The sequence below is a fragment of the Micromonospora sp. NBC_00860 genome, assembly GCF_045207375.1.
Lineage (GTDB): Bacteria > Actinomycetota > Actinomycetes > Mycobacteriales > Micromonosporaceae > Micromonospora > Micromonospora vinacea.
Window position 1 is genome coordinate 809,305 of the sequence record NZ_CP108825.1, and the last position, 13,583, is coordinate 822,887.

Sequence of the window (13,583 nt, forward strand, 5' to 3'; positions counted from 1 at the left end):
CCTTGCTGTTTCGCTTCGCGGCGGTCCTCAGCGGGGAAAGTGGGTTCACTGCCGGGCTAGGTGAGGGAACTTAGGGCTTTTGCGTAGGTTGGGGGGATGTGGTTGGGGCCGCCGGGGGTGAAGACGTCCGAGTTGGCGACGGCGGACCAGGCCGTCTCCGGGACGGCGTCGACCAGGGCCTGGATCACCGGGGCGTCGCGCCACTGGTCCTGCTCGGCGAGCAGGCCGAGGGCCACCACCGACTCCTCGACCTCGCCCACGCACTCGAACGGCTTGTGCCCGTCCACGCCCAGCAGTTCGCGGTAGCCGGGGATCTGCGACTCGTCGGCCAGCAGGTCACCGCCGAAGATGTGGGTGACCCGTTCCCGGGGCATGAACGGCGCCATGGCCAGGAAGACGAACCGGCACTTCGGGCAGTCACGGCACCAACGCTCACTCGCGTCGCGCAGCTTGAACGCCTGGTTGCAGCTGGTCACCACGTCGTCGTACCGGGTGAACTCGGCGAACAGCCGGGCGATGTGCAGCTCGGACAGCGAACGCAGCAGCGAGAAGTACGGGTCGGTCAGGCCGGCGTGCTCGGCCAGCGACGCCCGCAGCAACCCCTCCGCCTCGACGCCCTTGGACCACTGGTGGTTGATCTCGTGGCCGTTCCAGGCCAGGTTCGGGTCGGACGCCGAACGCTCGTTGGACATCACCACCGGGCCCAGTCCGTGCAGGACGGCGGTGGCCACCGCGATCAGGGAGTTGATGGCGGTGACCGGGATGTGCCCGTTGAGCGCGCCGGCCGCGTTCAGGTCGAACAGCACCGGGTCGATGCGCCGCCGGGCGGCCAACGGGACCAGCCCGGACGCCTCGTTGACGGCGACGATCACGTGGTTCGGGTTGACCGAGAACGGCACCGGGTCCAGCTCGGCTCGGCGCAGCGCCTCCAGGCTGACGATCGAGTCCTTACCGCCGCCGACCGCCGAGAGCGGGCGACGGTCCGAGTCGTCGTACACCCGGGGTGACTCCGGCGTGCCGGCCGGCACCTCCGGGCGCAGTTCGAGCACGTGCGGCAGCTGGTTGCGGTACGCGTACTCGGCGAGGCCCCTGGTGTAGACGGCCGTGACGTAGTCGACGGTGGCCGCGCCCAGCGGCGCCGGCAGCACGAGCCGGGGCGGAGCGGCGGCCTTGTAGTAGCTGACCCCGGCGACGAGGTGCAGCACCTCCAGCACCCGGTTGAGGGTCGCCACCGTCTCGTCGGACGGCGGCTCCGCCGGCAGCGGAAGCGTGATCACCTCGGTGAACCGCTGCTCACCGGCCGGGCCGGTCAGGGCGTAGTCGAACAACACCTCGCCGGTGGCGAAGTCGATCGAGTAGGACGGGAAGGTGAAGGCGTCCATCCGCCGGAGCTGCTCGTTGGGCACACGCCATACTAGGCCCTGGTTCGTCCGGCCGTGTCCGGACCGGGCCCGCCCTGCCGCCGCCGTGACCCACGAGGAGAGCCCCGTGCGCCTTTCTGACCTGCGCGGACGTACCGTCGCCGTCTGGGGCACCGGTCGGGAGGGCCGGGCCGCTGTGACCGCCATCGCCGCGCACGGCCCCGCCGAGCTGGTGGCGGTCGACGACAGCGCCAACTTCCTGTCGCTGCCCTGGGACGGCCCGCTGGCCGAGGCGGCGCCGCTGGTCACCGGCGAGGCCGGCTTCGAACGACTGGCCGCCGCCGACGTGGTGGTCCGCTCCCCGGGGGTGCCGCAGACCCACCCGTGGCTGGTCGAGCTGCGCCGCCGCGGGATCATGGTGACCCAGGGCACCGCGTTGTGGATGGCCGACCACGCCGCGCGCACCGTCGGGGTCACCGGCAGCAAGGGTAAGAGCACCACCTCCAGCCTGATCAGTCACCTGCTCACCGCGATGGGCCGACCGAACGTCTTCGGCGGCAACATCGGGGTACCGACCCTGGACCTGCCGGACGCGGAGCTGTACGTGCTGGAGCTGTCCAGCTACCAGTGCAGCGACCTCACCGACTCGCCCCGGGTGGCGGTGGTCACCGCGCTCTTCCCCGAGCACCTCGACGCGCACGGTGGCGAACGGGAGTACTACCGGGACAAGCTCAACCTGCTCGCCCACGACCCGCAGACGATCGTGGTCAACGGGGGCGACCCCCGGCTCGCCGCGGAGCTGGGTGAGCTGCCGGCGGTCCGCGCCGGTCGCCCCGACACCACCCACGTCGCCACCGGCGCGGACGGCACCCCGTGGTTCCACTTCGGTGACCAACCGCTCTTCCCGCGTGCCGTGCTGCCGCTGGTCGGCCGGCACAACGAGGGCAACCTCTGTGTCGCGCTCGCCGTGCTCGACGCGCTCGGCGTGGACGTGGTGGCCGACAAGGACCACCTCGCCGTCGCGGTCGCCGAGTTCCAGGGGCTGGCCCACCGACTGACCGAGATCACCGACCCGTCCGGGTTGACGTTCGTCGACGACACCCTGGCCACCAGCCCGTACGCGGCAATGCACGCCATCGACGCGTACGACGGGCGGCCGTTGACGGTGATCGTCGGGGGCAACGACCGGGGTCTGGACTACACGCCGTTGGCCGAGCACCTGGCCGAGCGGGAGCTGACAGTGATCGGGATTCCGGACAGCGGCACCCGCATCGTCGAGGTGCTCGCCGGCCTGCCGAAGGTGCGCACCGAACTGGTCGACGACCTGGTGGACGCGGTCCGGCTGTCCCGGGAGGTGACTCCGGCCGGTGGGGTGGTGCTGCTGTCTCCGGCCGCGCCCAGCTACGGCCGGTTCCGCAACTTCGAGCACCGTTCCGAGGTCTTCGCGCAGGCCGTCGCCGACACCGCCCGCTGAGCTCAGCTCAGCGGCGGGTCCACACCAGCCAGGTCAGCGGGGGCGAAGCCCGGCGTGTAGGGCGCGCATCGAGCGGATCGCCGACCGGATCTCCTGGAGGTAGCGCCCCGGCGTGAGGGTCTGCTCGGGTAGCACCGCCAGGTCGGCCAACGTGGGGTCCACGCCGACAGTGTCGATGGCGCACCCGTACGGCTGGGCCAGTGTGCGCAGGGCGTCGCAGTGCTGGAACGGCACGTAGATCGGCGCGGTGACCATCAGGACCTGGTCGCCCGGGGCGAGCCGGACGTGGCCTGCCCAGAACCGCTGCGTGTCGGCGGTGTGCGCGCGTCGCTGGTCGGGTTCGCTGGACGGCGCGGCCAGCACCCGGATCGGCGGCAGCCCGTCCGGTCGGTAGGTCCGCGACGACCAGGAGTGGTGCGGGTGGCCGGCGTCGACGCCGTCCTCCTCCGTCGGGGCGGTCACCTCGAACACCCGGCGGACGGCCGTGTCCAGCACGTCCACCTCGGTGTCGTCGGCCGGCAGGCCCGCGTCGGCGAGCGTGCGGCGTTCCCAGTCCGACAGCGGCCGGAAACTGCCCAGGACGGCGACCTCGCCGCTCACCGGTAGGCCGGCGCGGAGCAGGTGCGCGGCGTACCCGACGCGGCGTACGCAGGCGTGCGCCAGACCGCCGAGTACCACCAGGTGGGCGTACGCCGACCGGGCCGGTGGCACCGGGTGGATCAGCCCGAGCGCGGCAGCCGCGTCGAGCACCAGTGTCGCGGTGGCCGGGTCGAGGTCGGGCTCCCGGGCGTCGGGCCGTTCCCGGCCGCCCCGGAAGTCCCAGTGGCGGGCGGAGAAGTCGTCGAGGAAGCGGAGCACGTCGGTGAGGTCGCCGTCGGGCCAGGTGCCGCCGAAGTGGGCGACCAGGCCGCGCAGCGGGGTGGAGCAGACCCAGGCCCAGACCTCCGCCGTGGTCCGCTCGTCGTCCGTTCCGGTCGACGGCGCCGCGTCCGTTCTGTGCACAGCCGGATGCTACCGGCCGCTGCGGCGGGGCCGGCGGTTGTGGTTGCTGTCTACGCTGGCGGGAGTGGTTGATTGGGGGATCTCGATGACCCGTGACGTGGCCCGTCAGCGGTTCCGGGAGGGCGGCGGCTCCGGCGCCGGCTTCGTCCGGCTGGTCGCGCACACCGACCCGGTGGCGTTGGTCGGCATCACGCTGTCGGTCACCCTCAGCATCGTGCTCGACCTCAGCAACGCCGCCTCCGGGGTGGAGTCGCTGTTGGCCGGTCTGATGGGCATCACCATCTCGCTGTTGGTGGACTCACTGGCCCGCGCGGAGCGCCGCTTCCACCTGCGCACCCTGTTGGACGGCCCGCCCTGGCTGGTCCGCACCACCACCGACCTGGCCGGGGCCATGCGGGAGGCGGCCGAGCAGCACGCGGGCACCCGGGTCGCGGTCGAGGCGCAGCGGCGCTACGAGCAGTTCCGGTTGGAGGCCGAGCAGCTCGCCGACGGTCGGATCATCCGGCGCGGCGACGAGGACGAGGACCTGGTCGGCGCGACCCGCACCTGCGTGCGCCGGCTGGACGGGTTGACAAACGTGATGCCCCGGGTGAGCGGGGAGCTGAGCTGGTGGCGCAGCGAGATCGGCCGGCGCTACTGGGAGGCCAACGTGGAGGCCCTGCAACGGGGTGTCCAGATCACCAGGGTCTTCGTCTACGCCACGCTGACCGAGGAGCTGTCCGCCCTGGTGGAGAAGCAGCGCGCGGCCGGGGCGCGGGTGGGTCTGCTGCCCCTCGGGGTGGTGAGTCCGCACCTGCACGTGAATTTGACACTCTGGGACGGGTCGAGCTGTTGGGAGGCCCACATGACCGCGCACGGCGAGATCGGCGAGAATCAGTTCTCGGTCAACCGGACGGACGTTGCTCGGCTCACCCGCGTGTTCGACCTCTGCGCGAACGCCGCGACCTTCCAGGACTGACGGCCCCCGCCGGGGCGGGAACGGGTGAGCCATGACGTTGAGCGCGGTCCTGCTGGTGACGGCCGTGGTCTGGGCGGTCAGCGTGATCCGCTCCGTCCGGCTCCGCGCGCTGGTCTACAGTCTGCCGCTGCCGATGACGCTCGCCCTGGTCACCACCGACCACCGGGTGGACGGCGCGCAGGTGCTCGGCGTGCTCGGGCTCAACCTCTTCTTCGTCATCGTGGCGGTCACCCACCAGCGGTGGCGTTGGCCGATCCTGCTCGCCGACGTCGCGGGGATCGCCGGGTACGTGGCGCTGAGCGCCGGCCTGCTGGCCGTCGACATCCCGTTCGAGGTGGCCCTCGCCGGCACGCTCGTGCTCTGGCTGGCGGCCATTCTGTGGTTGCGCCGTCGCGCCCGCCGACGTGGCGCTCCCGCCGAGGAGACGGTCGCCGTCGCGGAGAGCCGCCCGGACGGGCTGCCGGTGTTGCTCAAGCTGCTGGTGATCTTCGTCGGGGCGGTCCTCACCGCGCTGCTCGGCGCCGTGCTGCGCGGCATGGTGGTGACCTTCCCGTACTCGGGGGTGCTGGTCGCCGTCGAGGCCCGCCGCCAGTTGGCCGAGTTCAGTCGGCACTTCGCCCGCAACAGCCTCGCGCTGGTCGGCTTCCTGACCGCGTACCACTACCTTCAGGACGTCTCGTCGGCTGTGGCGTTGGGCGCCGGCTGGGCGGCCTTCGCGGTGGTCGCCGTCGCCCTGCACCTGCCGTTGCGCCCCCGCCAGGTTGCCCATGCACGAGCGGCGAGCCTACGGATCAAGTGGAGGGAAGCCACTAAGGCTGCGGAAATCAGCGGTCAAGGCCGATCGTAGTCGTGGAAACCGTTGACGTGCTGTCAGCCGGTGACGTCCTTGCGCTACAGGGTGACAGTTGTTCGCATCGGCCGGCGGTGGGAGCGTGCGGTATCCACGAACGCCGCTGAAGGGTTGCCACGATGACCGACGACCTGCTGGCCCGGCACCGGGCCGTGCTCCCGTCCTGGATGCCGTTGTACTACGCCGAGCCTCTCGAGCTGGTCTCCGGCTCGGGCCGCCGGGTCACCGACGCGCAGGGTCGCAGCTACCTGGACTTCTTCGGCGGCGTGCTGACCAACATGATCGGGTATGACATCCCGGAGATCCGGGAGGCCGTCGAGCGGCAGCTCGCCACCGGCATCGCGCACACCTCGACGCTCTACCTGATCCGCCAACAGGTGGAGCTGGCCGAGAAGATCGCCCAGCGCTCCGGCATCCCCGACGCCCGGGTGTTCTTCACCAACTCCGGCACCGAGGCGAACGAGGCGGCGCTGCTGGTCGCCACCAACCACCGTCGTTCGCACCAGATCCTGGCGGTGCGCAACAGCTACCACGGCCGGTCGTACGCGGCGATGGGCGTCACCGGCAACCGCAACTGGTCGGCCAGCGGCCTCAACCCGCTCCAGGTGGCGTGGCTGCACTCCGGTGACCGGGTGCGCGGTCTGCTGGCCCGGCTCAGCGCCGACGAGCAGGTCGACGCGGCGGTGGAGGACCTACGCGAGGTGCTGGCCACCCAGACCGCCGGCGACGTGGCCGCGCTGATCGCCGAGCCGATCCAGGGCGTGGGTGGTTTCGTGCACCCGCCGGACGGGCTCTTCGCCGGTTGGAAGAAGGTCCTCGACGAGCACGGCATCCTGTTCATCGCCGACGAGGTGCAGACCGGCTGGGGGCGTACCGGGGAGCACTTCTGGGGTTACCAGGCGCACGGCGTCACCCCGGACCTGCTCACCTTCGCCAAGGGCATCGGCAACGGGTTCGCCCTGGCCGGGGTGGTCGGCCGGGCCGAGGTGCTGGAGTCGGTGCCGGCCATCAGCTTCTCCACCTTCGGCGGCAACCCGATCTCCACGGCCGCCGGCAACGCGGTGCTCGACTACCTGATCGCGCACGACCTCCAGGCGAACGCGGCCCGCGTCGGCGCGATCCTCGCCGACGGCCTGCGGTCCGCGGTCCGCGGGCTCGACTGCGTCGCCGAGGTACGCGGAAAGGGGCTGATGCTCGGCGTCGAGTTCGTCCGGCCGGGCAGCAGTGAGCCCGACCCGGCGCTGACCAACCGGGTCTTCGAAGCCGCCCGCGACGGTGGCCTGCTGACCGGCAAGGGCGGTCTGCACGGCAACGTGCTCCGGATGGGGCCACCGTTGACGTTGACCGAGGAGGAGGCCCGTGAGGGCCTGGCGATCCTCGTCGACGCGATCCGTACGGCGGCGGGGGTGGCGGCATGAGCATCGGTCACTTCGTCGACGGCAAGCGGATCGGCGGCACGTCGCAGCGGCGCGGTGACGTGTTCGACCCGGCGACCGGTCGGCGTACCGCCGAGGTCGAGCTGGCCTCGACCGCGGACGTCGACGTCGCGGTGCAGGCCGCCGCCCGCGCGGCGCGGGCGTGGCGGGACGCGTCGCTGGCGCGGCGGTCGGCGGTGCTATTCGCCTTCCGGGAGTTGGTGCACGCCCGTCGGGACCGGCTCGCCGAGGTGATCACCGCCGAGCACGGCAAGGTGCTCGCCGACGCCGCCGGCGAGGTGCAGCGCGGCCTGGAGGTCATCGAGTACGCGTGCGGCCTGCCGTCGGCGTTGCGCGGCGCGTTCAGCGAGAACGTGTCCACCGAGGTCGACTCGTACACCATCCGGCAGCCGCTCGGGGTGGTCGCGGTGGTCTCCCCGTTCAACTTCCCGGTGATGGTGCCGCTGTGGTTCGTGCCGGTGGCTGTGGCCTGCGGCAACGCGGTGGTGCTCAAACCAAGCGAGAAGGACCCGAGCGCGGCGTTGCTGCTGGCCGAGTGGTTCGCCGAGGCGGGCCTGCCCGACGGGGTGCTCAACGTGGTCAACGGCGACAAGGAGGCGGTCGACGCGTTGCTGGAGCACCCGGAGGTGCGGGCGGTGTCGTTCGTCGGCTCCACACCGATCGCCCGGTACGTCTACCAACGTGGAACGGCCGCCGGCAAGCGGGTGCAGGCGCTCGGTGGGGCGAAGAACCACATGGTGGTGCTCCCGGACGCCGACCTGGACCTGGCCGCCGACGCGGCGGTCAACGCCGGGTTCGGCTCGGCGGGGGAGCGGTGCATGGCCATCTCGGTGCTGGTGGCGGTGGAGCCGGTGGCGGACGCGCTGGTCGAGCGGATCGCCGCGCGGGTGACCGGGCTGCGCACCGGCGACGGCCGGCGGGGCTGTGACATGGGCCCGCTGGTCACCGCCGCGCACGCGGTGAAGGTGCGCTCCTACGTGGACGCCGGTGTCGCCGCCGGCGCGGTGCCGGTGGTGGACGGGCGGGACGTGACGCCGGACGGCGACCCGGCCGGTTTCTGGCTCGGCCCGACGCTGTTCGACAGGGTGACCCCGGACATGTCGATCTACACCGACGAGATCTTCGGGCCGGTGCTGAGCGTGGTCCGGGTCGGCTCCTACGACGAGGCGGTGGACCTGGTCAACGCCAGCCCGTACGGCAACGGCACGGCGATCTTCACCAACGACGGTGGGGCGGCCCGGCGTTACCAGCACGAGGTGGAGGTGGGCATGGTCGGGATCAACGTGCCCATCCCTGTGCCGATGGCGTACCACTCGTTCGGCGGGTGGAAGTCGTCCCTCTTCGGTGACCTGCACGCGCACGGCGAGGACGGGGTGCGGTTCTTCACCCGGGGCAAGGTCGTCACCAGCCGCTGGTTGGATCCGCGGCACGGCGGGGTCAACCTCGGGTTCCCCACCCAGACCTGAGCAGTCGCAGCACGCCCGCCCCGGCCAGGTACGCCACCAGCGCCGGGACGGGCGTGCCGAGCGGCTCCGGGGCCTGCTGCGGCGTGGTGCTGTTGACCAGCAGCGCGGCCACCACCGCGGCGTAGCCGGCCACCGCCAACGCCGTCCGGGCCCGGGTGCCCCGGCCGGTCCGCCGCCCGGTGCGGTGCCGGCCGCTGCGCGCCTCCACCGGCCCGAAGATGGCGACCAGCACCACCAGGACGACGCTGAGCAGCAGCAACCAGGGCACCCGCCAGGCCCACCAGGCGGCCGTGTCGACCGTCGGGGTGGGCAGCGTCCCGACCGCGTCGAGCAGCCCGATCAGCAGGATCGCGGCGCTCAGGTGCCAGAGGAAGACGGTCAGCACCACCAGGTTGACACCGATCACCAGCTGCCATGGCCGGCTGCGGCGCAGCATCCGCTCCGCCGGGCCGCGCAGCAGCAGGATCAGCCCGAGCTGGCCGGCGGCGACGGCCAGCAACGCGAGGCTGGGCGGCGCGGCGTTGTCGAGCCGCTCGTCGGGCACCTTGAGCATGGCCACCGGCCAGGGGCCGAGCACGGTGAGCAGCAGCACCGTGCCCAGCCCGCCCGCCAGGAAGACCAGGCCGGCCCGGCGGGAGGTGGGCAGCCGCCGTCGGCGTACCCCCGGACGGTCGGGAGTCGACGGGCCGGCAGCGTCGGCGGCGGCGTTCGCCGGCGGTGGCGGGGTTGGGCCGGCGGGCGACGGCGCGGCGCGGGCGTCGTGCCAGGCGAAGCCGAGCTGGTGGACGGCCAGCCAGCCGAACAGGTAGTTGCCGTAGCTCAGCTCCTCCGGCCCGCTCAGCCGGCCGAGGTCGCCGAGGCCGACCAGTGCGACGAGCACCAGCGGCACGGCCAGGCCGAGGCGGCGGTGCAGCGTGTACATCGGTGGGGTGAGCGCGACCGCCGCCAGGTAGGCGACCAGGAACCAGAGCGGAATGGTGGCGAACCAGAACACCTCGCGGATCTGGGTCGGGTCGGCCCCGAGCAGCCAGGCGACCGCCGCAGCGACGGTGAGCACCAGCAGCAGCGTGCTGGTGGGGCGGACCAGGCGGGCACTGCGGTCGATCAGCCAGCCGGCGGCGTCGCCGCCGCGGGCCCGCAGCCGGGTCAGCGAGGCCGCGTTGGCGTATCCCCCGACCAGGAAGAAGACCGGCATCACCTGGGCCAGCCAGGTCAACGGGTACGCCCAGCGCAGGTCGCCGAGCGCGGAGTGCCCGGTGGCCTGCCCGGTGGCGTCGCGGCCGATCACCGTGACGCTCCAGTGTCCGAGAACGACCATGGTGATGGCGAGCGCGCGGAGCAGGTCGACGTACCGCTCCCGCCCAGCCGGGGTGCGCTCGGCCAGCTGGCGCAGACGGCGCATCGCCTCAGGCTAGGCGACCCGGCGACGGCTGGTGGTGATAACGGTTCGACCGCAAGGACTTGAAGTCCGGGCTCGGCTGTCGTAGAAATTCTTCAGCAACAGAGCATGAACTGAAGAGAACTACCGCCCCTCGCGCGGCGGACGCCTCCCCCCACAGACCGGCGATCCGCCCGACCCGACCCGAGGAGAACCCATGAACAGGCGTGACATCCTGCGGCGCAGCGCCGCCGCCGGCCTCCTGGCCACCCCCGCCGCCGGCCTGCTGTCCGGCTGCGCCACCGGCGGTGGCGGTGACAAGAACGATGCCGAGACCTACCAGGGCACCAAGAGCGCCGAGAACCCGCTCGGCGTGAAGGAGGACGCCCCACTCGAGGTGGTGATCTTCGGCGGCGGGTTCGGTGAGGAGTACGCCAAGGCCCACGAGGCCATGTACACCGAGAAGTACCCGAAGGCGAAGATCAAGCACTCCGCCACCCAGGAGATCAGCAAGACCCTTCAGCCGCGCTTCGTCGACGGCTCCCCGCCGGACGTGGTCAACAACTCCGGCACCGGCCAGATCGACTTCAACGGCCTGGTCAGCCAGAACGCCCTCGCCGACCTCGGTGACCTGCTCGCCGCCCCGAGCCTCGACGTGCCCGGCAAGACGGTCAAGGACACCCTGCTGCCCGGCGCGGTCGAGATCGGCTCCTACGACGGCAAGTTCCTGGTGCTGAACTACACCTACACCGCCTACGGCATCTGGTACTCCAACAAGCTGTTCACCGAGCGCAAGTGGGAGTACGCGAAGACCTGGGACGAGCACATCGCGCTCTGCAAGCAGATCAAGGCCGCTGGCATCGCCCCCTGGACGTACGCCGGCCTGCACCCGCGCTACATGAGCTGGCCGCTGATCTCCACCGCGATCAAGCTCGGCGGCCCGTCGGTGGCCCTCGCACTCGACAACCTGGAGCCGAACGCCTGGAAGTCCGACGCGATGAAGGCCGCCGCCGACGCCTGGCACCAGATCGTCAAGGACAAGTACATCCTGGAAGGCTCGCCCGGCCTGGACCACAAGCAGTCGCAGACCGCCTGGTGCCAGGGCAAGGCCGCCTTCATCTCCTGCGGCTCCTGGCTGGAGAGCGAGCAGAAGGACGTCACCCCGGCCGGGTTCAACATGACCATCGCGCCGACGCCGAGCCTGGGCAGCGGCGACAAGCTGCCGTTCGAGGCGATCCGCGGCACCGCCGGCGAGCCGTTCATGGTGCCGGCCAAGGCCCGCAACGTCGCCGGTGGCCTGGAGTACTTCCGGACCATGCTCTCCAAGAAGGGCGCCCAGGACTTCACGAAGAAGGTCGCCAGCCTCACCGTGGTCGCCGGCTCCAGCGAGGGTGTCGAGCTGCCGTACGGGCTGAACACCGTGGTCAAGGCCCTCGACGCGTCCGGCGCCAACGGCTTCAACTGGGTCTACAACAACTACTACCGCAAGCTGGAGCGCAACCTCGTCGACGCGGCATGCGGCGAGTTCTTCAGCGGCCGGATCGGCCCCGCGGAGTTCCTCGACCAGTGTCAGAAGGGCGCCGACTCGATCGCCCAGGACAGCTCGATCAAGAAGTACAAGCGAGCGGCCTGACCGCCCGGCCGGTGGGGGAGAGGTCGCGCCCCCACCGGCCGTACCCCAACGGAGAGGTCCTCTCGTGAAACATGGCAAGTGGCCGCTGATCGTCACGTTCCTGGTGCCACCGGTGCTGCTGTACGTGTTCTTCGTCGTGTCGCCGTACCTCCAGGCGTTCCAGATCTCCACCACCGACTGGCTCGGCTACTCCGCCGACGCCAACCCGGTCGGCCTGGCCAACTTCAAGACCCTCTGGCACGACGACTACGTGTGGAACGCGCTGAAGAACAACGTGATCCTGCTGGCCCTCGTGCCGGTGCTGACCATCGTGCTCGGGCTCTTCTTCGCCACCATGCTCGCCATGGGCGGACGCAAGGGCAGCGCCGGCGTGACCGGCGTACGCGGTGGCGCGCTCTACCGCACTGTCTACTTCTTCCCGCAGGTGCTCTCCGTGGTGATCATCGCGCTGCTGTGGAAGGAGGTGTACCACCCCAACCAGGGGCTGCTCACCAGCGCCGCGCACGCCGTCGGTCTGCCCGCGCCGACCTGGCTCGGCGACCCGGCGACCGCCTTCTGGTGCGTACTGGCGGTGATGGTCTGGAGCAACGTCGGCTTCTACGTGGTGCTGTTCGGCGCGGCGATGTCGGCAGTGCCGAAGGAGATCTACGAGGCGGTGCTGCTCGACGGCGCGTCCCGGTTCACCACCCTGCGCCGGGTCACCCTGCCGCTGCTCTGGGACACCGTCCAGGTCGCCTGGGTCTACCTGGCCATCTTCGCCCTGGACGGGTTCATCCTCGTGCAGCTGATGACCAACGGCGGGCCGAACTTCTCCACCGACGTGATCGGCGTCCGGATGTACGACACCGCCTTCGGCAGCGAGACCAAGTTCGGCTACGCCTCGGCGATCGGCGTGGTGATGTTCTTCCTGACCCTCTCGGTGGCGGTGCTGTCGCTGCGCATCGGCCGGCGCGAACGGATCGAGTACTCGTGACCACTCTGGATCAGCCCACCGCGACCGCCCCGACCCCGGTCACCAGCGGGGACCGCCCGGTACGCCGGGAACTCGGCGTGGCCAACGCCCTCTCGCACGGCTTCCTGCTGCTCTGGGGCCTGCTGACCGTGCTGCCGCTGCTGTGGATGTTCATCAGCTCGTTCAAGACCAACGGTGAGATCCTCGCCGACCCGTGGGGGCTCCCCGGCGCGCTGCACCTGGACAACTGGGCGCGTGCCTGGACCGGCGCGCACATCGGCCGGTACTTCCTCAACAGTTTGGTGGTGGTGACCGGTTCGGTCAGCCTCACCATGCTGATGGGCGCCACCGCCGCGTACGTCTTCGCCCGGTACGAGTTCCGCGGCCGCCAGGTCGTCTACTACCTGTTCGTCGGCGGCCTGATGTTCCCGGTGTTCCTCGCCCTGGTGCCGCTCTTCTTCGTGGTCCGCAACGCCGGTCTCTTCAACACCTGGCTCGGGCTGATCCTCGTGTACGCGGCCTACTCGCTGCCGTTCACGGTGTTCTTCCTGACCGCGTTCTTCCGGACCCTGCCGACCTCGGTGGCGGAAGCCGCACTGGTCGACGGCTGCGGTCACTTCCGGCTCTTCTTCCGGGTGATGCTTCCGATGGCACGTCCGGGACTGATCAGCGTGGCGATCTTCAACTTCCTCAGCCACTGGAACCAGTTCCTGCTACCACAGGTGCTGTTGCAGGGCGACGAGTCCAAGTGGATGCTGGCGCAGGGGCTGTTCGCGCTGTCGGTCAGCCAGGGGTACGCCGGCGACTACGCCCGGCTGTTCGCCGGGCTGAGCATCGCGGTGCTGCCGGTGCTCGCCGTCTACGTGGCCTTCCAGCGGCAGGTGCAGGCGGGCCTCACGGCAGGGCAGCTCAAGTAGCGGTCCGTCCCTGCCTCCTCGCCATCGTGGCAGGCGTGACCGTGGGCCGTTACCCTCCGAGCCTGCGACGACGCGGACGACAACGGCATCGTCCGCCCTGGCAACCCAGGTCTGACTGATTCTGATCGTCCGAGGAGTCGAACTGTCCGGGGCCGC

Annotated in this window: 11 protein-coding genes; 8 read left to right on the forward strand and 3 right to left on the reverse strand. The window is 71.0% G+C overall.

What is annotated here, in order from left to right; all coding sequences use genetic code 11:
• Nucleotides 1–56: 56 nt before the first annotated feature.
• Nucleotides 57–1,406, reverse strand: a complete 1,350-nt coding sequence (locus tag OH804_RS03820; RefSeq protein ID WP_406062771.1) for a hypothetical protein — start codon at nt 1,404–1,406, stop codon at nt 57–59.
• An 82-nt stretch (nt 1,407–1,488) separates the two neighbouring features.
• Between OH804_RS03820 and murD the strand changes: the two genes are divergently transcribed.
• Nucleotides 1,489–2,835 (forward strand): UDP-N-acetylmuramoyl-L-alanine--D-glutamate ligase, encoded by a 1,347-nt coding sequence (murD, locus tag OH804_RS03825; RefSeq protein WP_406062773.1) that lies wholly within the window; start codon nt 1,489–1,491, stop codon nt 2,833–2,835.
• Nucleotides 2,836–2,868: 33 nt separating this feature from the next.
• On the opposite strand, the gene OH804_RS03830 is transcribed toward murD, so the two are convergent.
• Entirely contained in the window at nt 2,869–3,837 is a 969-nt protein-coding gene (locus OH804_RS03830) for a hypothetical protein (RefSeq protein WP_196924330.1), read from the reverse strand.
• Nucleotides 3,838–3,901: 64 nt separating this feature from the next.
• Here OH804_RS03830 and OH804_RS03835 point away from each other — a divergent pair, with 64 nt between their 5' ends.
• The 4 genes from OH804_RS03835 (at nt 3,902) to OH804_RS03850 (ending at nt 8,547) form a co-directional block, all read left to right on the forward strand.
• A complete protein-coding gene (locus OH804_RS03835; protein ID WP_196924329.1) occupies nt 3,902–4,795 on the forward strand; it encodes a hypothetical protein in 894 nt (297 codons plus the stop codon).
• A 31-nt stretch (nt 4,796–4,826) separates the two neighbouring features.
• The gene (locus OH804_RS03840) at nt 4,827–5,642 is read left to right on the forward strand and encodes a hypothetical protein (RefSeq protein WP_406062776.1); all 816 of its coding nucleotides are present in this window, start codon (nt 4,827–4,829) and stop codon (nt 5,640–5,642) included.
• Between the two features lie 122 nt (nt 5,643–5,764).
• Nucleotides 5,765–7,063 (forward strand): aspartate aminotransferase family protein, encoded by a 1,299-nt coding sequence (locus tag OH804_RS03845; RefSeq protein ID WP_406062778.1) that lies wholly within the window; start codon nt 5,765–5,767, stop codon nt 7,061–7,063.
• Nucleotides 7,060–8,547 carry a CoA-acylating methylmalonate-semialdehyde dehydrogenase gene (locus OH804_RS03850; protein ID WP_406062780.1) on the forward strand — a complete coding sequence of 496 codons (1,488 nt, stop codon included), beginning with the start codon at nt 7,060–7,062 and terminating at the stop codon, nt 8,545–8,547. The genes OH804_RS03845 and OH804_RS03850 overlap by 4 nt, the downstream gene beginning before the upstream one ends.
• Here OH804_RS03850 and OH804_RS03855 read toward each other — a convergent pair.
• Nucleotides 8,519–9,949 (reverse strand): acyltransferase, encoded by a 1,431-nt coding sequence (locus tag OH804_RS03855; protein ID WP_406062782.1) that lies wholly within the window; start codon nt 9,947–9,949, stop codon nt 8,519–8,521. The two genes, OH804_RS03850 and OH804_RS03855, sit on opposite strands and share 29 nt — an antisense overlap.
• Nucleotides 9,950–10,142: 193 nt before the next feature.
• On the opposite strand from OH804_RS03855, the gene ngcE reads away from it, so the two are divergent.
• The 3 genes from ngcE (at nt 10,143) to OH804_RS03870 (ending at nt 13,427) form a co-directional block, all read left to right on the forward strand.
• Complete coding sequence (gene ngcE, locus OH804_RS03860) at nt 10,143–11,558, forward strand: N-acetylglucosamine/diacetylchitobiose ABC transporter substrate-binding protein (RefSeq protein WP_196924325.1); 1,416 nt, start codon at nt 10,143–10,145, stop codon at nt 11,556–11,558.
• Between the two features lie 64 nt (nt 11,559–11,622).
• Nucleotides 11,623–12,531 carry a carbohydrate ABC transporter permease gene (locus OH804_RS03865; RefSeq protein ID WP_406062784.1) on the forward strand — a complete coding sequence of 303 codons (909 nt, stop codon included), beginning with the start codon at nt 11,623–11,625 and terminating at the stop codon, nt 12,529–12,531.
• Nucleotides 12,528–13,427, forward strand: a complete 900-nt coding sequence (locus tag OH804_RS03870; RefSeq protein WP_366636621.1) for a carbohydrate ABC transporter permease — start codon at nt 12,528–12,530, stop codon at nt 13,425–13,427. Before OH804_RS03865 ends, OH804_RS03870 begins: the two co-directional genes overlap by 4 nt.
• Nucleotides 13,428–13,583: the final 156 nt, after the last annotated feature.